The 20735-nt window shown below is 51.9% G+C and carries 20 protein-coding genes; 9 read left to right on the top strand and 11 right to left on the bottom strand.

The window, feature by feature from the left end:
* Positions 1-271: 271 nt before the first annotated feature.
* Positions 272-829 carry a gamma carbonic anhydrase family protein gene (locus NY07_RS16390; RefSeq protein ID WP_033540492.1) on the top strand — a complete coding sequence of 186 codons (558 nt, stop codon included), beginning with the start codon at positions 272-274 and terminating at the stop codon, positions 827-829.
* Positions 830-903: 74 nt separating this feature from the next.
* Here NY07_RS16390 and NY07_RS16395 read toward each other — a convergent pair whose 3' ends face one another.
* Together NY07_RS16395 and aroE are read right to left on the bottom strand one after the other, a co-directional pair.
* Positions 904-1176: a DUF1488 domain-containing protein gene (locus NY07_RS16395; protein ID WP_033540443.1), complete on the bottom strand. Its 273-nt coding sequence runs from the start codon at positions 1174-1176 to the stop codon at positions 904-906.
* Positions 1177-1204: 28 nt separating this feature from the next.
* The gene (aroE, locus tag NY07_RS16400) at positions 1205-2047 is read right to left on the bottom strand and encodes a shikimate dehydrogenase (RefSeq protein ID WP_033540444.1); all 843 of its coding nucleotides are present in this window, start codon (positions 2045-2047) and stop codon (positions 1205-1207) included.
* Between the two features lie 175 nt (positions 2048-2222).
* Here aroE and NY07_RS16405 point away from each other — a divergent pair, with 175 nt between their 5' ends.
* On the top strand, positions 2223-2651 hold the full coding sequence (locus tag NY07_RS16405; protein WP_033540445.1) for a group II truncated hemoglobin: 429 nt from the start codon (positions 2223-2225) through the stop codon (positions 2649-2651).
* 56 nt (positions 2652-2707) lie between these two features.
* Here the strand turns inward: NY07_RS16405 and hemF are convergent, their stop codons facing one another.
* The 3 genes from hemF to NY07_RS16420 form a co-directional block, all read right to left on the bottom strand.
* Positions 2708-3619 (bottom strand): oxygen-dependent coproporphyrinogen oxidase, encoded by a 912-nt coding sequence (hemF, locus tag NY07_RS16410; RefSeq protein ID WP_033540446.1) that lies wholly within the window; start codon positions 3617-3619, stop codon positions 2708-2710.
* Between the two features lie 18 nt (positions 3620-3637).
* Complete coding sequence (locus tag NY07_RS16415) at positions 3638-4195, bottom strand: L-threonylcarbamoyladenylate synthase (protein WP_033540447.1); 558 nt, start codon at positions 4193-4195, stop codon at positions 3638-3640.
* A 95-nt stretch (positions 4196-4290) separates the two neighbouring features.
* Entirely contained in the window at positions 4291-4857 is a 567-nt protein-coding gene (locus NY07_RS16420; RefSeq protein WP_033540493.1) for a DNA topoisomerase family protein, read from the bottom strand.
* 136 nt (positions 4858-4993) lie between these two features.
* On the opposite strand from NY07_RS16420, the gene NY07_RS16425 reads away from it, so the two are divergent.
* Positions 4994-6757, top strand: coding sequence for a collagenase (locus NY07_RS16425; RefSeq protein ID WP_033540448.1), 1764 nt, complete (start codon positions 4994-4996; stop codon positions 6755-6757).
* A 55-nt stretch (positions 6758-6812) separates the two neighbouring features.
* Here NY07_RS16425 and NY07_RS16430 read toward each other — a convergent pair whose 3' ends face one another.
* The 3 genes from NY07_RS16430 to NY07_RS16440 form a co-directional block, all read right to left on the bottom strand.
* Entirely contained in the window at positions 6813-7286 is a 474-nt protein-coding gene (locus tag NY07_RS16430) for a DUF494 family protein (protein WP_033540449.1), read from the bottom strand.
* 2 nt (positions 7287-7288) lie between these two features.
* Positions 7289-8308, bottom strand: coding sequence for a DNA-processing protein DprA (dprA, locus tag NY07_RS16435; RefSeq protein ID WP_033540450.1), 1020 nt, complete (start codon positions 8306-8308; stop codon positions 7289-7291).
* A gap of 88 nt (positions 8309-8396) precedes the next feature.
* Complete coding sequence (locus tag NY07_RS16440) at positions 8397-9494, bottom strand: LysM peptidoglycan-binding domain-containing protein (RefSeq protein WP_033540451.1); 1098 nt, start codon at positions 9492-9494, stop codon at positions 8397-8399.
* 125 nt (positions 9495-9619) lie between these two features.
* Between NY07_RS16440 and def the strand changes: the two genes are divergently transcribed.
* The 5 genes from def to NY07_RS16465 are packed head-to-tail and all read left to right on the top strand — an operon-like array spanning position 9620 to position 15285.
* Positions 9620-10132, top strand: a complete 513-nt coding sequence (gene def, locus NY07_RS16445; RefSeq protein ID WP_033540452.1) for a peptide deformylase — start codon at positions 9620-9622, stop codon at positions 10130-10132.
* Between the two features lie 7 nt (positions 10133-10139).
* A complete protein-coding gene (fmt, locus tag NY07_RS16450) occupies positions 10140-11114 on the top strand; it encodes a methionyl-tRNA formyltransferase (RefSeq protein WP_033540453.1) in 975 nt (324 codons plus the stop codon).
* Positions 11111-12394, top strand: coding sequence for a 16S rRNA (cytosine(967)-C(5))-methyltransferase RsmB (gene rsmB / locus NY07_RS16455; protein WP_033540454.1), 1284 nt, complete (start codon positions 11111-11113; stop codon positions 12392-12394). The genes fmt and rsmB overlap by 4 nt, the downstream gene beginning before the upstream one ends.
* A 9-nt stretch (positions 12395-12403) precedes the next feature.
* Positions 12404-13813, top strand: coding sequence for a Trk system potassium transporter TrkA (trkA, locus tag NY07_RS16460; protein WP_033540455.1), 1410 nt, complete (start codon positions 12404-12406; stop codon positions 13811-13813).
* A 29-nt stretch (positions 13814-13842) separates the two neighbouring features.
* Positions 13843-15285, top strand: coding sequence for a TrkH family potassium uptake protein (locus NY07_RS16465; RefSeq protein WP_033540456.1), 1443 nt, complete (start codon positions 13843-13845; stop codon positions 15283-15285).
* On the opposite strand, the gene rlmF is transcribed toward NY07_RS16465, so the two are convergent.
* Entirely contained in the window at positions 15282-16415 is a 1134-nt protein-coding gene (gene rlmF / locus NY07_RS16470; protein WP_033540457.1) for a 23S rRNA (adenine(1618)-N(6))-methyltransferase RlmF, read from the bottom strand. The genes NY07_RS16465 and rlmF overlap by 4 nt on opposite strands.
* 45 nt (positions 16416-16460) lie before the next feature.
* Positions 16461-16868 carry a flagellar basal body-associated protein FliL gene (locus tag NY07_RS16475; RefSeq protein WP_033540458.1) on the bottom strand — a complete coding sequence of 136 codons (408 nt, stop codon included), beginning with the start codon at positions 16866-16868 and terminating at the stop codon, positions 16461-16463.
* Positions 16869-17027: 159 nt separating this feature from the next.
* On the opposite strand from NY07_RS16475, the gene NY07_RS16480 reads away from it, so the two are divergent.
* Entirely contained in the window at positions 17028-17594 is a 567-nt protein-coding gene (locus NY07_RS16480; protein WP_033540459.1) for a chorismate--pyruvate lyase family protein, read from the top strand.
* Positions 17595-17623: 29 nt separating this feature from the next.
* Here NY07_RS16480 and NY07_RS16485 read toward each other — a convergent pair whose 3' ends face one another.
* Entirely contained in the window at positions 17624-20476 is a 2853-nt protein-coding gene (locus NY07_RS16485; RefSeq protein ID WP_033540460.1) for an immune inhibitor A domain-containing protein, read from the bottom strand.
* Between the last annotated feature and the right edge of the window lie 259 nt (positions 20477-20735).

Here is a 20735-nt window from a genome sequence, read left to right on the forward strand (position 1 = left end):
ATTCTACGCTTCTCCCTGTCGGCGTCAAGTGATTTTTAAGAAGTTTTTCAACTTTTCACTCTTACCATCTGAAGGCTGTTATCATCGCTAAGCGACGCTGTTTGCCGTGTCAGTGGGAGCGCATTATAGGGAGCAGAAACTTTTACGCAAGGGCTTTTTTAAAGAAAAGTGCTACTTTTGCATTGTTTGCATGCTTTTTAGCCTGACCAGCTACTTTTTACCCATTATACTGGGCTATCCTCACTCTTTTAGCCGTTTTAAGGACCAAGCCGTGACAAAATCAATCCGTGCTTATAAGGGCGTCAGCCCGAAATTTGATGCCAGTGTATATATTGACGAGGCTTGCGTACTTGTCGGAGATATCACATTAGACACAGATGCCAGCATCTGGCCCTTGGTCGCCGCTCGCGGCGATGTAAATCATATAAAGATAGGCAAACGTTCAAATGTGCAAGATGGCACAGTGCTACATGTCACCCGTAAATCGGCAACTCGTCCCGAAGGGCATCCACTCTTAATCGGCGATGACGTTACCATAGGTCATAAGGCGATGTTACATGGCTGCCGCGTCGGGAATCGTATCCTTATCGGTATGGGTGCCATCATCTTAGATGGTGCCATTATCGAAGACGATGTGATCTTAGGCGCAGGCTCCTTAGTACCACCGGGTAAGACACTCGAGAGCGGACACCTTTATGTAGGTAGCCCCGCCAAGAAGGTAAGAGCATTGACCGAGGCCGAGATAAAATTTTTGCCGGAATCGGCAGACAATTATGTACGTCTCAAAAATGAGTATATTGAAGAGGCATTACAGGATTTGCCAACCTAAGCAAAGATTGGGAATTGCACTCGATCCTTTTGGCGCCGGATGCCCGGCGCCAAGATACCCAGATTAAGGCAATATTAGTCGACTCGTTCGACCTGGATATGGCCTTGAACATCAAACGATTCCTGCTCAATTAACTTCTCGGCCTGCTCCTCAATGTCGAAGCGGTACTGCTCAAACAGCATGATTGCCTGCTCACTGTTGTTAATCTTCTCTGCCGCAAGATGCTCCAATACCTTTTGCCCTATATAGCAGTCAATCACGACCCCTTGTTGCTGCGCCGTAAAATGGATCGCGTTTAGGCTTGGCTCCCAGCTTAGATGTTCGGTAAATATGATGCTTTGATTCATGGCTTTTCACTCCTATCGCCATTAAGGATCATGACATTGCCGTTAACTCGCTACGCAACTTATCAATGACAGGCTGCACCTCGGGTTCAACCCCACGCCAGATGGCGAAACTTTTCGCGGCCTGCCCCACTAGCATGCCTAGCCCATCAATCGTCATGGCAACCCCTAGATCACTCGCCCATCGATTAAAGGCGGTAACCTCACGGCCATACATCATATCGTAGCAGACCGAATGTGGATCAATGATAGCCTCTGGCAGTGCTGGCAACTCACCGCTCAAACTTGCAGAGGTAGAGTTGATCACCAGATCGAAGCTGTGGGTCAGCTCGGCTAAGGTTTTCGCCTCGACTGGTCCATAAGTATTAAAGGTGGCCGCTAGCTGCTCCGCCTTACTCTGAGTACGATTATGAATTGCCAAAGACTTTATGCCAGCATTCAGTAACGGCAATATGGCACCACGGGCTGCGCCACCAGCACCTATAAGCAGCACGCTTTTCCCACTTAATGATCCTAGGTGACGGGTTAAATCGGCAACCAATCCCAGGCCATCGGTGTTATCTCCCTTAATACGACCATCTGGTAACAGGCTCAGAGTATTGACTGCGCCGGCAAGCTTAGCCTCCTGTCCAAGACAGTCGCACAGGGCAAAGGCCTGCTCTTTGAATGGCAGGGTCACATTGGCTCCCTTACCACCTTTAACGAAAAAGGTCTGCAAAGACTCTGCAAAGCCATCCAGCGGCGCCAAAATCGCTTCATAGGAGACAGACTCTCCGGTAGAGGCGGCAAACATTTGATGAATAAAAGGGGATTTACTATGGCCTATGGGGTGACCAAACACCGCGTACCTATCCGGCGTGACCTCTTGCGTCATGGGAAACTCGTCTCTGTGACTCCTGATGCCCTCAGTCTACTGAGCTTTTCTCGCTAAGCAAAGGGCATAGCCATGCATTATCTTCACAGGCATCCAGATTGATTGCTGACGGAGAATAGGCTAGTGTGCCGCTCAACGACACCCTTTAGAGCATGAGATACGGCGAGAGAGTCAGATGAAGTGGTTAAAAAAGTTGATAACTAAACCTGCGACCGAACGGGATCCACAGCAATCCAACGCCTACGATAGGATTGGTGGTGAAAAGGTGATTCGAGCGCTCGCCAAACAGTTCTACCATCAGATGCAAACCAATCCTGAGACGCAGAGCTTACTTGCCATGCATAGCGCACCAATTGCCGAATCTGAGCAGAAGCTGTTTGAATTTCTGAGTGGCTGGCTAGGGGGCCCGCAGCTGTATCATCAACGTCATGGTCACCCGGCGCTACGTGCCAGACATATGCCCTTTAGCATAGATGAAGCGATGCGCGATCAATGGCTTCTGTGCATGGAGCGAGCCCTGGCGATAGAGATAAAAGAACCGCAACATAGAGAAGCGATCTACCAGGCGATATCCACACTGGCCGACCACATGCGCAACCAATGATGTTGTCGCTGTGATAGAAAAAGGGCTCAATCGAGCCCTTTATTATTCTAGAGGGCTTACGCCTCTAACCACTCTCTTGGCGTTAGAAAATCTGTATAGAGTTTGGCTTCAGGGCTGCCCGCCTCTGGCGTGTAGGCATATTGCCAGCGCACCAACGGCGGCATAGACATCAGGATAGACTCGGTGCGCCCGCCGGTTTGCAGGCCAAAGAGTGTGCCTCTGTCGTACACTAAGTTAAACTCCACGTAACGACCACGACGATAAAGCTGGAAGTCACGCTCGCGCTCACCATACGCGGTCTCTTTGCGCTTCTCAACGATAGGCGCATAAGCTTTTAAGAAACCCTCACCCACCGCCTGCATAAAGGCAAAGCTGTTTTCAAACCCAGGCTCGTTAAGATCGTCGAAGAAGAGTCCGCCGACACCACGGGTCTCGTTACGATGGGGCAGGAAGAAATACTCGTCGCACCACTTCTTATATTTCGGATAAACGTCCTCACCGAAAGGCTCACATAACGCCTTGGCGCTCTGATGCCAAGCCACGACATCCTCTTCAAATGGGTAATAGGGGGTTAGGTCGAAACCGCCACCAAACCACCAGACAGGATCGGCGCCCTCTTTTTCGGCAATAAAGAAACGTACATTGGCATGGGTTGTCGGAACATATGGGTTATTGGGGTGGATAACCAATGAGACGCCCATGGCTTCGAAACTGCGTCCGGCCAATTCGGGGCGATGGGCTGTCGCCGATGCAGGCATGGCCGCCCCCGTGACATGGGAAAAGTTAACTCCCGCCTGCTCAAATACCTTGCCCTGTGTCAGTACACGACTCGTGCCACCACCGCCCTCTTCGCGCGTCCAGGAATCAGCCACAAATTTGGCCTCACCGTCGAGTTGTTCCAAACCGTCACAAATCCTTTGCTGCAGTTCGAGTAAGAAGGCTTTGACTTGAGTGGCATCGGGCTTCATAAAAATTCCTTGTTATGGTTATCGTAAAATTTTACCGCTAATCACATCGATAATGGTGGATGGCTTTGGCTCTGCACCCAGACTTCCTGCCACCAGCCCATCTATCTTGCCATCAAACTGCCTGATCACCTCTTGCGCAGTCATGGCTGGATCTTCGCCGGTCAAGTTGGCGCTGGTCGAGACGATGGGCTTACTCAGGGCCTGGCATAACGCCTGCACGCCAGCATGGTTGGAGACTCGTACCGCCAGTGAATCGAACTGGCCACTCAACAGCTTGGATAACCCTGGCTGCTTGGGCATGATAAAGGTGAATGGACCCGGCCACTTGCTAAAGGCAAACTCTAGCTGCTGCTCAGTGAGCACAGACTGATCGATATAGGGTGTCAATTGAGAAAAGTCGCTGGCGACCAGAATCAATCCCTTTTGCCAGGGGCGCTGCTTCAAATCCAGCAGCTTCTGAATCGCCTCATCATTGTCGGGATCACAACCCAGCCCATAAACGGCTTCGGTCGGATAGGCAATAACGCCTCCCTGCATAACCGTTTCAACCAGGGCACAAGGATCTTGCTGTAACATGTCATCCTACCTTGCAGTGTTCAATCAGGGTCAACTTGACCATATTTGTCGAGATTATACAGACAAAGCTAATACGAACAATGCTGGAAAGCCGCTTAAGGCAGAGGACGTTTATACTTGCAAGCCTTTTGCGGGCATTCGAGACGCATCCCCGCAGCGCCCTTGCGTTCAACCAAAAGACCGAAACCGCAGTCGGGGCAGGTTTCCTTCACCGGAGGGTAATTCACCAAAAACTTGCACTTAGGATAGGCACTACAGGCGTAAAAGCTTTTACCGAAACGGCTGGTTCTATGTTCCATAACGCCCTTATGACAGCTAGGACAGGGAATCGCCTCGGCCTGATCTTCCTGATCATGCTTCTCGATATGTTTACAGTCTGGATATCGGGTACAACCGATGAAAATACCAAAGCGACCCGATTTCACCGCCAATTCGGCGCCACACTCCGGGCACTCAGAACCTTCGATCACCTGGGTCTCAATAGACTCATGGTGCACCAAGGGGCGGGTATAGTCACAACTTGGATAGTTGTTGCAGCCAATGAAACCACCATGCTTACTGTTTTTTACCGACAGCTCACAACCACACTTAGGACAGAGTTCATACTCTTTCTCAAGCGCATGCTCGTGTGAACTGAACAGCTGATCATCTATCTTGGACATGGTTTTCTCTGCAAACTTGGATGCTGGCCATTTTACCAAGCTCGGCATCACCTTGGGAATCTAATCTAGGGTTAATTATAACTAGTCTTCTTTGTCGCATTGAAATATATTGTATGCAAAATAACAAGGAGACTCTATGCTTCACCCATCACTTCGCGCGCTTTTACTTCTCGGGCCTAGCCTATTACTCGGCTGTAGCACAACCCCTCCGCAGCCAAGCCCTGCTTTCACTGACGAACTGCGCGCCTTGCCTCAACAACAACTCTTTAGTCATGATAATCCTTTGCTCGATAAGGCCAGCTTCGAGCGGTCTGTGCAAGCCATAAACCAGCGTCAGGATGAGGAGAGCCTCGACGCTCTGCTCTATTACCTTAGGGCTTTTAGCTATTTCGGTCCCACTGATACGCTGACCGACACTGACTACGCCGCACTCACGAGTGCGCTGAGTCAATTGGGCAGAAGCAAGCTGATCGCTCAATCACCCAGATTGCAGGAGCATTTTGCCGTCACCCTATATCGTTACTACGACAATGATGAACACGCCGAGCAGCTAGGTAGATTGTTGCCTTTGCTCAACCAGCAACTCGCACGCACCAGCAAGCAATCGCCGAGTCAGGCCTCAGATTATGCACTCTGGGAGACCTTGAGAGCCTATGGCATGCTACTGAACGTTGCGCGCAAACAACCTGATGGCGCACTCAATCAGCAATTGATTGCCGCCGAGCTGGATAAGCCCCTGCTCGACTATGCGGCCTCACCACTCAGTCTGCGCGATCAGCAAGATTGGCCCAGAGCCAATGCCTATTGGGCACTGGGGTTATACCGTCTGGCGCTACCCAGCAGCGAAGAGGGAAAAACGACCGCAGCCGAACAGGCACTAGACGATGCCATGGCCAGGCTCGCCGAAAGGGATGTTGCCCAGCGGGGAGATGCCGCCAAGACTACCTATACCTTGGGCTATCATGTTAATGCCTTCGCCGGGCAGGAAGCCTGTATAAACCGCAGCACGATTTGCCAGATCCCTGAGCTGTCGCAAATCTTGCCGATACGCCATCAATGCTCAGAGAGCCTGTATATCTTGGCGCAAGATCTGACGCCAGAAGAACTGTCGATTAGCTGTACTAAGCTCACCTCACAGGAGGCAAACTTTCATCAACTCCTTAAGACTCAACACCAAGCGACAGCCAATGATTACAATAATGCGCTGCAGGTGGTGGCCTTTAAAAACTGGAGTCAGTACAACGCCTATGGTCAGCTTCTGTTTGATATCAGCACAGATAACGGCGGCATGTATATCGAGGGCACACCGTCGAACCCTGACAATCAGGCCAGCTTCTTTGCCTATCGCCAGTATTGGATTGCGCCCGAGTTTGCCATCTGGAATCTCAACCATGAGTATATCCATTACCTTGACGGCAGATTCGTGAAATATGGCGGTTTCGGCCACTTCCCTAGCAAGTTGGTGTGGTGGTCGGAAGGGCTGGCCGAATACGTATCCAAGGGTAACGACAATCCATCGACCCTAAAGGTAATTAAAGCCAAACTCACTGAGGCGCCGGATCTTAAAACCATCTTCGCCACTGAATATAAGGATGGCCTCGACAGAACCTACAAGTGGAGTTACATGGCCATTCGATTCCTGGCCGAACATCACCCTGAAGCTTTAGTAAAACTTAGTCACTACCTAAAGACAGATTACTTCGAAGGGTATGAGAAACTGCTCAATGAGCTAAGTAAGGAACAAGCGGCCTTCTCAAACTGGTTGGCTGATCAGGTCGCCGATTTTAACGAGGGCGAAAGCGACAACACGCCCAAGATCAACAAACTCAATCGCTACGCCTATCGTAACTACCTGATGCCGGCCCATCTTAAATTAAATGAAGCGCATCAACACTTTTAGCCTGCCATTAAAAAAGGAGGCCCAGGCCTCCTTCTCTATATCCGAATCGAGTTTATTAAGAGTGTAACCGACCGTCAGGCTGTTCAAAGATCAGATCTTCCATCTGTTCATAGGCCGACTCATTGCCCGGTACATTAAACAACACCATCAGGATCACCCACTTAAGATCTTCTAAAATCAGTGCTGGCTCATCCAGCTCCATTACACGATCGATCACCATCTCGCGCAGCTCGACATTCAGCACCTTAATCTGCTCTAAGAAGAGTAAGAAGCCACGACACTCAACGTCTAACTTATCCATCTCGGCCTGAGTATAGATACGGAAAGAGTGTTGATCATGATTACATAGGTAGGGTTGATCACTTTCTTGTAGCGACGCCAAGTGTTCCAACCAGGCCAACGCCTTGATGATCGCAGATTGATGAAAACCAGCGCGTGTCAGCTCTTGGGTTAACTCGTCTTCATCGACCAGTAACTCGACCTCACTGTGCACATAGTTTTCAAATAGATACATGAGGATATCGAACATGGCTAGCTCCTCTTAAGTCTTATATAACCACCGGGTACAGCTGAAACCCAACCTTGTAGTTCAAGTTCAAGCAACTGCTCTAATACTAGCTCTATCGTTTTTCCACTATGCTCGACCACCACATCTAATGGTGTGGCCTCATAACCTACACTAGCTAACAGCGAGGCAAATGGCAAATCAGAAGCTAACTCCTCCCCTATATGGTGACGACGATGCAACTCTTCAAGGTGAAAGTTTGATAAAGCTGCAACCTCTTCAATAATATCGGCGACGCACTCCACTAATTTAGCGCCATCTCGTAACAAATCATGACAGCCTTGGTGATCCCCTGCCAAGATATTACCCGGCACAGCAAACACCTCTCGACCCTGTTCAAGCGCCAAACGCGCAGTGATAAGCGAACCACTCTTACGCGCCGCTTCGACGACAACCACACCAAGTGACAGCCCGCTAATGATGCGATTACGCTTGGGGAAATTGCCGGCATAGGGTTTCACTTGGGGCCAAAACTCACTGATCACACAACCCGACTGCTGAATCTTGTCATAAATGGGCCTGTGACGCTTAGGATAAACAACCTCTACTCCGGTCCCAAGCACGGCCAGGGTAACGCCATTTGCATCCAGCACGCCCTGGTGCGCAGCGCCATCTATCCCGGCCGCCATACCGCTGGTGACGCCAATGCCGCTCGCCGCCAACTCTTGCGCCAGTTGATAGCTTACCGCTAATCCTGATTGCGAAGCCGCACGGCTGCCAACCATGGCGATGCTAGGTAACATTAAGGCATTGAGATCGCCTTTAACAAAAAGCACTGGCGGAGGATCGCAAATCTGTAGGAGTAGACTGGGATAAAAAGGATCTTGAGGGCAAAGCAGATGATGATGGGGCGCGGCGTCTTGCCAATCTAACGCTTGTTCGACCAGCGAAAAGTCAGGCGATAGCGCCCCTTTTAATAGTCGCTCAGGCAAGGGCAATGCATCGGGTTCATGCTCCAGTCTTTGCCTGAGCTCCGCTACATCCATGTAGTTTAATAATTGTTTCACCCGGGCCGGTCCTAACCCGGGTACAGCACAAACAACTAGCCAATCGACCAGTTTTGTTTCAATGGCACTACTCGCTTGCTAACAGGGTATCCGGTTGCACCAACTTGTCATGCACGCGCACCGGCTTCTCATTGATCAGAATAAGCCCCATGCTGACTCGGTCAAATACCTTAAACACCATGAGTTTGCCACGATAGATATCAGGCATCTTCACTGCATTATCAGACGAGATACTGGCCAACATCTGTTCATAGGCACTGCGGTCGGTCGGCTGCACTGGCTTACCTTCACCGTCGATAACGACCTCGGCACCATCTCGGAAGATTGAGAACACATGGCCGGGCTCGACACCATCTTGGCTGCCACGGTCGATATAGACCACATCGAGTTTGCCCATTTCACGCGTATCTTTATCGGATGCGAGCACTGTGCCCGGCGTAGTCGCGGCCTTAGGCATAAAGTAGGCTGACATCAAAGAGTCATCCTCAATAGGCAGTACCCGATAACCCGCCTTGGTCTCACGCATATTGCTCAGGAGACGTACTTTAGAGACAGGTCCAGACTCGATCACTCGGCCGCTGGCGGTCAAAATCACCTCCAGTCCCAAATCATCGCCAGACTCTGCATCTTCAAACTGACGACCCTTGGCGTAAACACCAAATTTGTCACCCAGAGTCAACTCACCTTGGACATAGATAACATCGTCAGTCACATGGTGCCTAGACTCACTCTCGCCGCCCATAACCATAGGTTGTTCATCGAACCACTCGTCGTCAACCACACGGTTTTGCACCAGATAGGGCTGAATCAGGCTAAGGTCTACGGCAGGAATCGCGCCACCTTTGGGCAAGACACGTCCTTCGGGACTCTTGCGAACATGAGGCTTGACGACCAACCTAGGTTCACCGTCGATAAAGACTAATGTCAGCCTGTCTCCTGGATAGATAAGGTGCGGGTTGGCGATCTGTGGGTTGGCCCCCCAGAGCTTAGGCCAACGCCAAGGGTCCTTAAGAAAATGAGCTGATATATCCCAAAGGGTATCGCCTTTCTGCACCACATACGAATCGGGATGACCGGACTTCAATGTCAAGGTATCCGCGACAACTAACGAACTACTAAAAATCATTAAACCGAGTAAAATTAGTCGTTTCATGGGGGTATCCATGCTGTTTGCCCTTTATATAGAGCTTTTACTGTTATTGAATGCCACTAAGGATTAAAATTAACCCATTAGCCTAAGTCAGTATAACCAACTGTCTCGAATTTGACAGACTTGTTAAGAGTTTATGTATGAGTTTACTAAAAGTTTTACGCTTTCCCGATGAGCGCTTACGCACGATTGCCAAGCCAATTACAGAATTTAACGCTGAGCTTCAGACACAAATCGATAATATGTTCGAAACCATGTATGAAGAGAAGGGAATTGGTCTGGCAGCGACCCAGGTTGATTATCATCATCAATTAATCGTCATGGACCTGCAAGATGACGTAGAACGCCCTAAGGTTTTCATTAATTTGGAGATAATTGATAAAAGTGGCGATTTTTGCAACGAAGAAGGTTGTCTGTCGGTGCCCGGCATCTACGCCAAAGTCGACCGTGCCGAATTTGTCACCATCAAAGCGTTGGACAGAGATGGCAACGAGTTCACTTTAGAGGCTGATGGCCTATTCGCTATCTGCCTGCAACATGAGCTTGACCACCTCAATGGCAAACTGTTTGTTGACTACCTCTCGCCCCTCAAGCGTCAGCGTATCAAACAGAAACTCGAAAAAGCCGCTCGCCTCGAAGCCAAACAAGGATAAGCCTCATTTGAAACCACTCAAGATACTCTTTGCGGGCACGCCAGATTTTGCGGCACGCCATTTACAAGCGTTAATCGATTCAGAACATCAGGTTATCGGGGTTTACTCCCAACCAGACCGACCTGCGGGCCGAGGCAAGAAGCTACAGGCCAGCCCGGTAAAGGCCTTGGCACTCGAGCATGATATCCCCGTCTACCAGCCCGTGAGCCTGAGAAACGAGGAAGCCCAGGCAGAACTCGCTGCTCTCGGTGCCGACATCATGGTGGTTGTCGCCTATGGGCTTATCTTACCCCAGGTAGTACTCGACACTCCAAGACTGGGTTGTATCAATGTTCATGGTTCAATTTTGCCCCGCTGGCGCGGCGCAGCGCCGATACAAAGAGCGCTTTGGGCGGGCGATGAAGCAACGGGGGTGACCATAATGCAGATGGATATCGGCCTGGATACTGGCGATATGCTGCTTAAGACCCACCTGCCTATCGAAGACAGTGACACCTCTGCCAGCCTGTATGAGAAACTGGCCGAGCAGGGGCCAAGCGCCCTGATTCAGGCGCTAGAAGGTCTGGCCGAAGGCAGTCTCACACCCGAGCCACAAGATGAAGCCTTAGCCAACTACGCCGAGAAACTCAGCAAAGAAGAGGCATTGATTGACTGGCGCAAGCCGGCGCAGCAGTTGTGGCGTGAAGTCCGCGCCTTTAATCCTTGGCCCGCCAGCCACTTTCCTCACCAAGATGCCGTGGTCAAGGTATGGCAGGCCAGCGTGTCTCACGACACAAGCCAGCAGGCCCCTGGCACTATCATCAGCGCGGATAAGCAGGGCATAGCGGTGGCCACTGGCGAAGGCGCGCTCATCCTTGAGGTGATGCAGCTGCCGGGTAAGAAAGCCATGCCGGTCGCCGACATACTCAATTCCCGTGGTGACTGGTTTACACCTGGCACGCAACTGCAAGGTGTCGAGACGTCAGACGAGGCGAAGGCATGAAGAATCTACGTGCCCTAGCCGCTCATGTCGTCTTTCAAGTATTGGAAAAAGGGGTTTCTCTGTCGGTGGCCTTGCCGGAACAGCAACAGCGACTCTCGAGCGGCAAAGACAAGGCGCTACTGGCCGAACTCTGCTACGGCGTGATGCGCCACCTACCTCAGCTCGATAAGCTGGTGAGTGATTGCATGAGCAAGCCGCTCAAAGGCAAGCAGCGGATCGTGCACCAATTATTACTTGTCGGCTGTTATCAACTCTACTTTACCCGCATCCCGAGCCACGCGGCGATCTCTGAGACAGCCGAAGCCTGTCGTCAGCTCAAGTTTGAGGGACTGGTCAAGGTAGTCAACGGCGTACTGCGTAATCTGCAGCGTAACCAGAAACCACTGCCAGAAGATAATGAGACGCTAGCCTTTAACACTCCCGCCTGGTTGATCAAACGCCTCAAGGCCGCCTATCCAGACAGCTGGCAAGAAGTGATCGCCCAGAGCCATCAACGCCCGCCTATGTGGCTGCGTAACAATCAGTTATCCCAGAGCCGGGAACACTATCTGGCACAGCTGGCCGAACAGGAGATAGGGGCAACAGCAGGAATGAGTGACAACGCTATTCTGCTAGAGAGTCCAAAAGATGTTAGCCTGCTACCCGGCTTTGCTGACGGCGCAGCCTCGGTACAAGATGGTGCCGCTCAGTGGGCCGCCAGTCTGTTAGCTCCCCAAGCTAATGAGCTGATTCTCGATGCCTGCGCCGCCCCTGGCGGCAAGAGCTGTCATCTGCTGGAAAGTGAGCCAAGCATAGAGCTGGTTGCGGTCGATTTCGATGCCAAACGCCTGGAGCGGGTGCAGCAGAACCTTGACAGATTAAACCTTAAAGCCAAGTTAGTGCATGGCGACGCCGCCAAGATAGACACCTGGTGGCAGGGCGATAAATTTGATCGCATCCTGCTGGACGCACCTTGCTCCGCCACAGGCGTGATCCGTCGTCATCCCGACATCAAGTGGCTCAGAAAGCAGGCCGATATCGAAGAGCTGGCCACATTGCAGTCACAAATTTTGGATCATTGCTGGCAGTGGCTTAAACCCGGTGGCACACTCTTGTATGCTACATGCTCAATTTTACCGCAAGAAAACGCCGAGCAGATCGACGCATTCTTAGCGAGAACCCAAGACGCAACCCTGGTTCCTATCGCACAACAACAAAACCGCGATGACATTGGCTGGCAAATCATACCTGGCCAGGACAATATGGATGGGTTTTACTACGTTCGCTTGGTTAAGGGATAACGTTAGGCTATGAAAATTATCATATTAGGTGCAGGTCAGGTCGGCGGTACATTAGCGGAAAACCTGGTTGGTGAAAACAACGATATCACCATAGTCGACAATGACCGCGAACGGCTGCGCTCGCTGCAGGACAAGTATGACTTGCGCGTCGTGCTGGGCCATGGTGCCCACCCAGGCGTCCTCAAGGACGCCGGCGCCGAAGACGCCGATATGTTAATTGCCGTAACCAACAGCGATGAATGCAACATGGCGGCCTGCCAGATAGCTTATTCCCTTTACGGTACCCCCACTAAGATCGCCCGTATCCGCTCGGAGCAGTACCTGGCGCTAAGAGACAAACTCTTTATCGACAGCGAAACCAAGCAAAGCGAAAATCGCCCGCGCGGTGGCTTCATCATAGATGAATTGATCGCCCCCGAGCAGCTGGTGACCTCCTACATTCGCCGTCTGGTGGAATACCCTGGCGCCCTGCAGGTGCTGGAGTTTGCCGAAGGGCGCTTAAGCCTAGTGGCCGTGCGCGCTTACTACGGCGGCCCCTTGGTGGGCAACGCTCTGGCTGCCCTGCGCGAACATATGCCTAATATTGATACCCGTGTCGCCGCCATTTTCAGACAAGGGCGTCCGATCATGCCACGCGGCACCACCATCATTGAGGCGGACGATGAGGTCTTCTTCGTCGCCGACAGCCGCCACGTGCGCGCAGTGATGAGTGAGATGCAGAAGCTGGATAATACCTATCGCAACATCATGATTGCCGGTGGCGGTAACATAGGGCTGGGGCTGGCCAAACAGCTGCAACGCAATCACGCCGTCAAGTTGATCGAACACAAACAGGAGCGTGCCGAAGCACTGTCGGAAAAACTGGAAAATACCACAGTTTTTTGTGGTGACGCCTCAGATCAGGAGCTGCTGCTCGAAGAGCATATCGACCAAACCGACGTGTTTATTGCGGTCACCAACGATGACGAGGCCAATATCATGGCCGCCTTGCTAGCCAAACGCATGGGCGCCAAGAAGGTGATGGTATTGATCCAACGTGAGGCCTATGTGGATATCGTCCAAGAGGCCAATATCGATATTGCCATCTCGCCACAGCAGGCAACCATTTCGGCGCTGCTGACCCATATTCGTCAGGGGGATATCTGTAACGTCTACTCCTTGAGACGCGGCGCCGCCGAAGCGATCGAAGCCATCGCCCACGGCGACCCCAGCACCTCTAAAGTGGTGGGCAAGCAGGTCAGCGAGATCAAGCTGCCTCCCGGCACCACCATAGGCGCTATCGTCCGCGATGACGAAGTATTGATGGCCCACGACAAGACAGTTATCGAGCAAGGCGACCACGTGATCCTCTTCCTGGTGAACAAGAAGTTTATCGGCGAAGTTGAAAAACTATTCCAGCCTAGTGCATTCTTCTTCTAAGCCAAGAAGATGCAAAGACTCAACCCGAGATGCTAAATTACCGGCCGCTACTCTTCATCTTAGGCGTGTTTTTATCGACCCTGACCGCCTTTATGTTTATCCCACTGGTCTTCGCCTTAATCTATGGCGAAGAGACCGTGGGCGCCTTTATGATAGCCTCGCTGGTCACTGGCACCTGCGCCAGTGCCTGCATGCATCAGGGGCAAAGTGAAGATATTCGTCTGAATATCCGCGATATGTTTCTGCTCACCAGCCTGACCTGGTTTATCGTCAGCCTCTTTGCGGCCATGCCCTTCACCCTCTATCACGGCATCAATTACACAGACGCTTTCTTCGAGACCATGTCAGGGATCACCACCACAGGGTCTACCGTGCTCTCGGGCCTAGACAACATGGATCATAGTATTCTGATTTGGCGCTCCCTGTTGCAGTGGCTGGGGGGGATAGGCTTTATCGTGATGGCGGTGGCCATTCTGCCCTTTCTCAACGTCGGTGGTATGCGGCTGTTTCGTACCGAATCCTCCGACTGGAGCGATAAGGCCGTGCCTCGCACCCAAGATATGGCCAAGCACCTCTTCTATGTCTACATCATACTGACCGTCTGCTGCGGCTTGGCTTATCATCTAGCTGGCATGAACTGGTTTGAGGCGATCAACCATGCCATGACGACTCTCTCTACCGGCGGTTACTCCACCTCAGATAGTTCCATGGCAGCCTTCTCTAAGCCCGCGCACTGGGTCGGTACTATCTTCATGGCGGCCGGCGGCTTGCCCCTATTGATGTTCGTTCACAGCCTGTCCCAAAAGTCACTACGGATTTGGGACGATGCCCAGGTGAAGGGGTATCTCATTTTCCTGGCATTCGTCTCCTGTAGCCTGGCCTTCTGGCTCTATCATGGACACGATATGACAGCGGCCGATGCCCTGCGGCTGGCCAGCTTTAACGTGGTCTCAGTGGTCACCACCACAGGTTATGGCCTGACCGACTACACCGCCTGGGGCGCCTTAGCCAACGTGGCCTTCCTTTTCTTGATGTTTGTCGGTAGCTGCTCGGGATCAACTTCGGGCGGGATTAAAATCTTCCGTTTTCAAATAGCCATCGCCATCATGCGCGAACAGTTAAAACAGCAGTTCCATCCCAATGGTATCTTCAAGGAGCGCTACAACAGCCGCCCCATTACCGAGGATATCGTGCGTTCCCTCGTCACCTTTATTCTGCTGTTTATGCTAGTGATCGTGCTGTTATCAGTGATCTTGGTATCGACGGGACTCGACCCCACCACTAGCTTCACCGGCGCGGTGACGGCGGTGACCAATGTGGGACCCGGGCTTGGGCCAGTGATCGGCCCGGCGGGGAACTTCTCCAGCCTGCCAGATATTGCCAAGTGGTCATTGGCCATCGGCATGCTGCTGGGGCGCTTGGAGATCCTGACGGTGGCAGTACTCTTCCACCCCAACTTTTGGAAATACTAAACGCGATACTGACCCCAAAGGGCTTGCTGCTCAGGGGTTAAGAAGGTCCAGGCCAGCACGCGGGTCAACTTGTTACCTTGAGCCATCTCCAGCGTCTTCACCTGTTTAGCACCGACTCGCTCGAGCTGCCGATAACAGGGCTTAAGGTTTTCCTTCTTCGACACCAAGGAGGTAAACCAGAGGCACTGAGTCGCAAACGCCTGACTCTCGCTGATCATCTGGCTGAGAAAAGCCTGTTCTCCGCCTTCACGCCAAAGCTCGGCCTTCTGACCGCCAAAATTCAACTTAGGCTTATTTGCAGCCACCTCATGACCTTTAGCCCGTTTATTGGCTGCCAGATTCTTCAGCTTACGGTCGCTGCCTCGACTCGCCTCTTCCAGCGAGCCATGAAAAGGAGGATTACACAGGGTCAGGTCGAATCTGTCTTGCGCCGTGATGATACCGGTAAATATCTGCTTGGCGTCTCGCTGCTGACGCAGACTCAGCTTACCTTCGAGAGAAGGATTGTTATCTATTATCTGCGCAACGTTCGCCAAGGAGACTGGGTCTATGTCGCTGGCCACAAACCGCCAACCATAGACCTGACTCCCCAGCAGCGGATAGATGCCATTGGCACCCGTGCCAATATCAAGAACGACCACTCGCTCCCCTCTGGGCACCTTCGTCACATTAGCCACCTTGCCTTTGCCGCCCTTGTTCGAAGGAGCCGATTCGGCCAGGAGATCCGCCAGATAATGCAGATAATCCACTCGACCAGGAATAGGCGGGCAGAGAAAACCTTCGGGAACATCCCAATAGTTCAGCCCATAATGCAGCCTAAGCAGCGCCAGATTGAGCAGTTTCACCGCCTTAGGATCGGCAAAATCGATAGACAAGTTGCCATAAGGGTTGGGGCGAACATAGGGCTTAAGCGCCGGCGTGGCCTCTACCAGCGCATTAAAATCATAACCCTGAGCGTGTAGATTACGCTTATGCAGCCCCTTGGGCTGACGGGGAGCCTTGTCTGATGTGGCCTTAAGCTTGGGCTTTGGGAGCGGCTTTGACTTAGACGGCTTAGACGTCTTAGAGGTCAACTTTTGAGAGACAGATTTTTTTGCGCCAGGGCGCGCAGGTTTGCGAGAGAGGGTCATCAAGAAGATCCCGGCTGCACACGCTGGCATGCAGCCCAAAAAACATTAATCGTACAGATATTTAGTAAACAGCAGGTTGACGACAAGCGGCCGACCTATCTCCAGCTCCAACAGGCGGTTAAGCGTGTCATAACACTCGCGGCGGATCTCCTCTTTTCCCGTCAAAGATTTCACCTTGTCCTCAGTCTGCGCACCTAATATCTCTATGATGGCGGCGCGTAATAGCGGATCATGATGCTCTAAAACGATCAGATCTTCCGGCGCCTTGACCATTAACTCGACGCTGATCTTCACAAATCCCAACTTCTTACGGTTGGAAATATAGTTAGTCACAATATCTGGCTCGAAACCATAATAAGCATAGGTATCGATCACCTCTTCCTCTTCGGCAAAGGCACCCAGACTCACTACACTTGTCACCAACAGCAGCATAAGCAGCGCAAACTTTTTCATATCAGACGAATACTCCGTTCATTATTTGATTGCCAACACCCGCTTTTCAGCTTGGCCGATACCTTATTAACGGCATTAAGACGTAAGGCTTTAATTACCGACATCAAAGCCTCATCGTGATAAACTGCTGAGGTTTTTGAGTATTGTACCGAGAATTTAATGAGTGTGACTAGGTTAAGCTTTCCCTATGGCGAATCCATTCAATGGCATTCACCGGATCAAATTCCCCAACTTCCCCCAACACCCTTTAGGGAATGGCTGTTAGCTTCAGGTAGTTTAACTCAAAAACTCAAGTCTCACTGCACCCAATTTGAGGTTAAGGTACTGGGCGAGGATATGTTATCGCCCTTCCCAGGCGAACTTCCCGAGCAACAACCCGCCTGGATCCGCGAGGTGCTGCTCTGTCTCGACAATATTCCCTGGGTATTTGCCCGCACCTTAGTACCCGGCACCATGATGGACAAGGCCCAAGATAACTTCTTAAACTTGGGCACCCGTCCACTGGGCGAGCTGTTGTTTACCAGCGGCGACTTCACCCCAGGCAAGATAGAGGTCAGTCAGTTTACTGCCTGCAACTCCCTGGCTAACTTGATCGACTCACTGAGTCAAGATAGCCAGCAGCCCCTCTGGGGACGCAGACGCTACTTTAGCCACCAGGCGCAGCAGTTGATCGTCAGCGAAATATTTCTGCCCAAAGCGCGACAACTGATCGAAAGACTGCCATAAAAAAACGCCTCTTAATGAGGCGTTTTTCTTTAGCTTCGACGCCGCAGACCTAGCAGCATCAGCAGGGATAAGCTGAGCCAACCAAGGCTACCACCACCTGAGTCTTGCTTAACTTCTGGCTCAACCACGGGCGGCTGCACTACCGGAGCGGTCACGGTCAACGTCAGGCTCTTACTCGACTTATTATTGGCCTCATCGTTTACCGTCAGAATAACAGTGTAAGCCCCACCTGCACTATAGGTGTGTGTCGGCGAGGTCGCCGTGCTCGTCTGTCCATCACCAAACGACCAGTGATAACTTAGGTTTCCAACCCCTTGGCTAGACAGATTACTAAAGGTCACGGTCAGGTCGCTGGCCTGATAGCTAAATTCGGCCAACGGTTTGATCACCACTGTCACTTGCGTGTTAGCCGTTACCGACTCACCCGCACCATCGGTTACCGTCAGGGTGACCTGATAACTGCCCGATGACAGATATACATAGGTTGGCGCTGATGCTGTACTAGCGGCACCACTCACACCAAAGTTCCAGGCATACTGATAGTTGCCGTCACCACCGGTCACGTTAGCACTAAAGCTAACACTCGCCCCCTGCTGTGAGGTAGTGATCGCGGCGCTGAGCGACTCGGGGGCTGGCGGCGGAGCCTGAGTACCGGAATACTCGAAGCGCACCTTGGCACTGCTGGAATCCTCACTCTGTGTCACGACCTCCATAGTCAGTCCCAATTCAGGCAATATGATGCCCGACTGCGGTTTCAGCGGCGCACTATAATCCTGGCTATCATCGAACAGGCTATTGCCGGCTAGATGGGTATCACCAAAAAAGGTGGATTGATTGTATAGGCTAAAGGTGGCGTCACGGATCTGAGTCGCCGTGCCATTGGTGCCGATAAGCATCTGATCTGCATCGACCACACCTATCAGGCCGCTACCAGGATGGCTGCTGGAGTTGTTGTCTGACTCGTTAAAGTTCTCCAGCCACAACAAGACCCCTGGCTCATAGACATGGCTCTTCAAGCCCACATCGACGCCATTATAGCTGCGCAGCTGCACCAGATAACGACGTGGCTTACCTGGGCGGGTATTATCGATACGGGCAAAGCCGCCGGTTAACGCCTTAGCGCCCGCTTCTTCGGCGCCATCGCTATACACCACAGTATCACCGTCAAGCAGCTTCAGCTCATCGAATACAAAGCCATAGTCACCCACCGCCTCATCGGTAAAATAGACCACACTGATCTGGCGATCGCTGCTACCTGCATAGGCACTTAGGTCAAAGCTCAATTCTACCCAGGCATCGCTGCCTTCGGCGCCCGACACATCCGCAGATTTCCCCGTGATGATATTTTTCGCATTATTGATGCTGTTACTCGCCTTAGTGAGATTGCCCACTAACGGCACATCACCCACCTTCACCTGCACATAGTCGTAATCTGTCTCGATACTCCAGTGAGCCTTCATCTTTAGCGTCAGCTTGCTACTGGCCGGAAAATCCAGGCTAAACGAGGCCGCAGTGCTGAGCAGATGGCCCTGACCCGAATAATACTGATAGCTGCCGGCATAGGGCTGCTTAAAGGGAATATTGTCTACCGGTAGGGGAATAGATATCTGGTTAACCTGATTGGCATTTACCGCCTCGACCAGCTGCACCTCCTGGCCACCAGCAGGGATAGACGCTAGGTCCACCTGAGTCTCATTTATCCACTTACCCTTGTACTTGTTTTGCAGATAGGAGCGGGCATAAGGGCTAAAGCCTACGGGTTCACTGCCAGGAATACTGCCGGTCCAGCTACCACCAGACATGATAGACCAGGAGCCGACGGGCGAGCCGTCGCCACTGTTACTGGTATCATATTCATCCGGCAGGCCAAGATCATGGCCAAACTCGTGCACTACCACACCTGCGGCGGCATCTATAGGTTGCACCGTATAACCAAACACCTTCTTACCTGTTCCCGGAATTTCGTAACCCGGTGAACCACCCTCATAAACATAGAAACGGTGAGACCAGATGGCATCGTCTCCCAGCACGCCACCACCAGCCTCTTCACCAATGCTGGAATGAAACAGCATCACATGGTCGATATCGCCATCGGCTTCATTGAGGTTGCCGTCGCCGTCGAGATCGTAGGGATCTTCCACGTCGAACGACGCAATTTCAGTTGGCGTCATGTTTGCCAGCGCCTGGGTGACAGCCTCTTTCACCAGCTCAGGCACCGCCATGTCATCATCGCCGTTGTTAGAGTCGTTCTGACCATAGTAGGCGGCGTTTTGACTGGCGGTATACCAACCATAAACCTTACCTGTGAAGTAAAAGCTGCCGCCAGACTCCGCCTGATAATATTGATACCCGGTCAGCAAGTTTTGTCCTTGCGGCCCGGCAAAACCTGTGGTCGAGAACATCAAGTCCTGATAGTGCGACACGGGATAACTCGCGTAATACATGGGGCTGTCGGCGGCAGTAAGGCGATTGTTATCATGGGGCAGATCGGGAAAGTCGATCAACACGCCAAGCACCTTGACCGTCTTGGTGACATCCGCATCCGCCTGCGGCGAGGTAAAAGAGATCACACGTGTCTTTTGCTGCGCCTTCTCACGCAGACGCTGTTGTGATTCAAGCTTGGCCTGCACTACACCGCCTTTTTCCTGATAGCTCTTGGCTCTTTGGGTATAGGCCTGAACCGCGGCGCGCTTCTCAGCTTCACTGGCATCGGCTGCCAGCTCACCACGCTTTACCAACCAGTAGAGGATCTGCTGTTCGTTAATCACGCCTGCATCGGCAAGCCCTTTCATGGTGAGGGGCGCGGCATTGGCCTGTGCACCCACTAACAACAGCGCAAGGCTCAATGCGGATAACGCAACACGGTAACATTGTCTCTTCATGCTTAATATATTCCTTTATCCCAGACAGGGCTTAGCCCTGCTGGAGATCCTCAGGCTAACAGCCATCTCTAATCATTTTAGTGGGGACTTGGGAAGGGAGCGAACTCATCGCCATAGGCACTAACATAAACACGCGATGAGTTAAGTGGCCGCTGACTCGGCCTGCTGGGTGTTAACATTGGCTCTGCGGCAAACGTAACAACACCCAAGGTCCACCACAAGACATTAACAGTATTTTCCCCTATAGAGTAGAGCAAAC

This window comes from Shewanella sp. ECSMB14101, assembly GCF_000773485.1.
In the GTDB taxonomy this organism is placed as follows: Bacteria; Pseudomonadota; Gammaproteobacteria; order Enterobacterales; family Shewanellaceae; genus Shewanella; species Shewanella marisflavi.

Bases quoted from the DNA above. Each gene is read 5' to 3' on its own strand.
- NY07_RS16415 (WP_033540447.1), bottom strand. From the start codon at position 4,195: ATGTTACAGCAAGATCCTTGTGCCCTGGTTGAAACGGTTATGCAGGGA.
- NY07_RS16485 (WP_033540460.1), bottom strand. From the start codon at position 20,476: ATGAAGAGACAATGTTACCGTGTTGCGTTATCCGCATTGAGCCTTGCG.
- NY07_RS16480 (WP_033540459.1), top strand. From the start codon at position 17,028: ATGAGTGTGACTAGGTTAAGCTTTCCCTATGGCGAATCCATTCAATGG.
- def (WP_033540452.1), top strand. From the start codon at position 9,620: ATGAGTTTACTAAAAGTTTTACGCTTTCCCGATGAGCGCTTACGCACG.
- dprA (WP_033540450.1), bottom strand. From the start codon at position 8,308: ATGGATGTAGCGGAGCTCAGGCAAAGACTGGAGCATGAACCCGATGCA.
- NY07_RS16420 (WP_033540493.1), bottom strand. From the start codon at position 4,857: ATGTCCAAGATAGATGATCAGCTGTTCAGTTCACACGAGCATGCGCTT.
- NY07_RS16405 (WP_033540445.1), top strand. From the start codon at position 2,223: ATGAAGTGGTTAAAAAAGTTGATAACTAAACCTGCGACCGAACGGGAT.
- NY07_RS16475 (WP_033540458.1), bottom strand. From the start codon at position 16,868: ATGAAAAAGTTTGCGCTGCTTATGCTGCTGTTGGTGACAAGTGTAGTG.
- rsmB (WP_033540454.1), top strand. From the start codon at position 11,111: ATGAAGAATCTACGTGCCCTAGCCGCTCATGTCGTCTTTCAAGTATTG.
- NY07_RS16440 (WP_033540451.1), bottom strand. From the start codon at position 9,494: ATGGATACCCCCATGAAACGACTAATTTTACTCGGTTTAATGATTTTT.
- NY07_RS16465 (WP_033540456.1), top strand. From the start codon at position 13,843: ATGCTAAATTACCGGCCGCTACTCTTCATCTTAGGCGTGTTTTTATCG.
- hemF (WP_033540446.1), bottom strand. From the start codon at position 3,619: ATGAAGCCCGATGCCACTCAAGTCAAAGCCTTCTTACTCGAACTGCAG.
- aroE (WP_033540444.1), bottom strand. From the start codon at position 2,047: ATGACGCAAGAGGTCACGCCGGATAGGTACGCGGTGTTTGGTCACCCC.
- NY07_RS16430 (WP_033540449.1), bottom strand. From the start codon at position 7,286: ATGTTCGATATCCTCATGTATCTATTTGAAAACTATGTGCACAGTGAG.
- NY07_RS16425 (WP_033540448.1), top strand. From the start codon at position 4,994: ATGCTTCACCCATCACTTCGCGCGCTTTTACTTCTCGGGCCTAGCCTA.
- rlmF (WP_033540457.1), bottom strand. From the start codon at position 16,415: ATGACCCTCTCTCGCAAACCTGCGCGCCCTGGCGCAAAAAAATCTGTC.
- NY07_RS16395 (WP_033540443.1), bottom strand. From the start codon at position 1,176: ATGAATCAAAGCATCATATTTACCGAACATCTAAGCTGGGAGCCAAGC.
- trkA (WP_033540455.1), top strand. From the start codon at position 12,404: ATGAAAATTATCATATTAGGTGCAGGTCAGGTCGGCGGTACATTAGCG.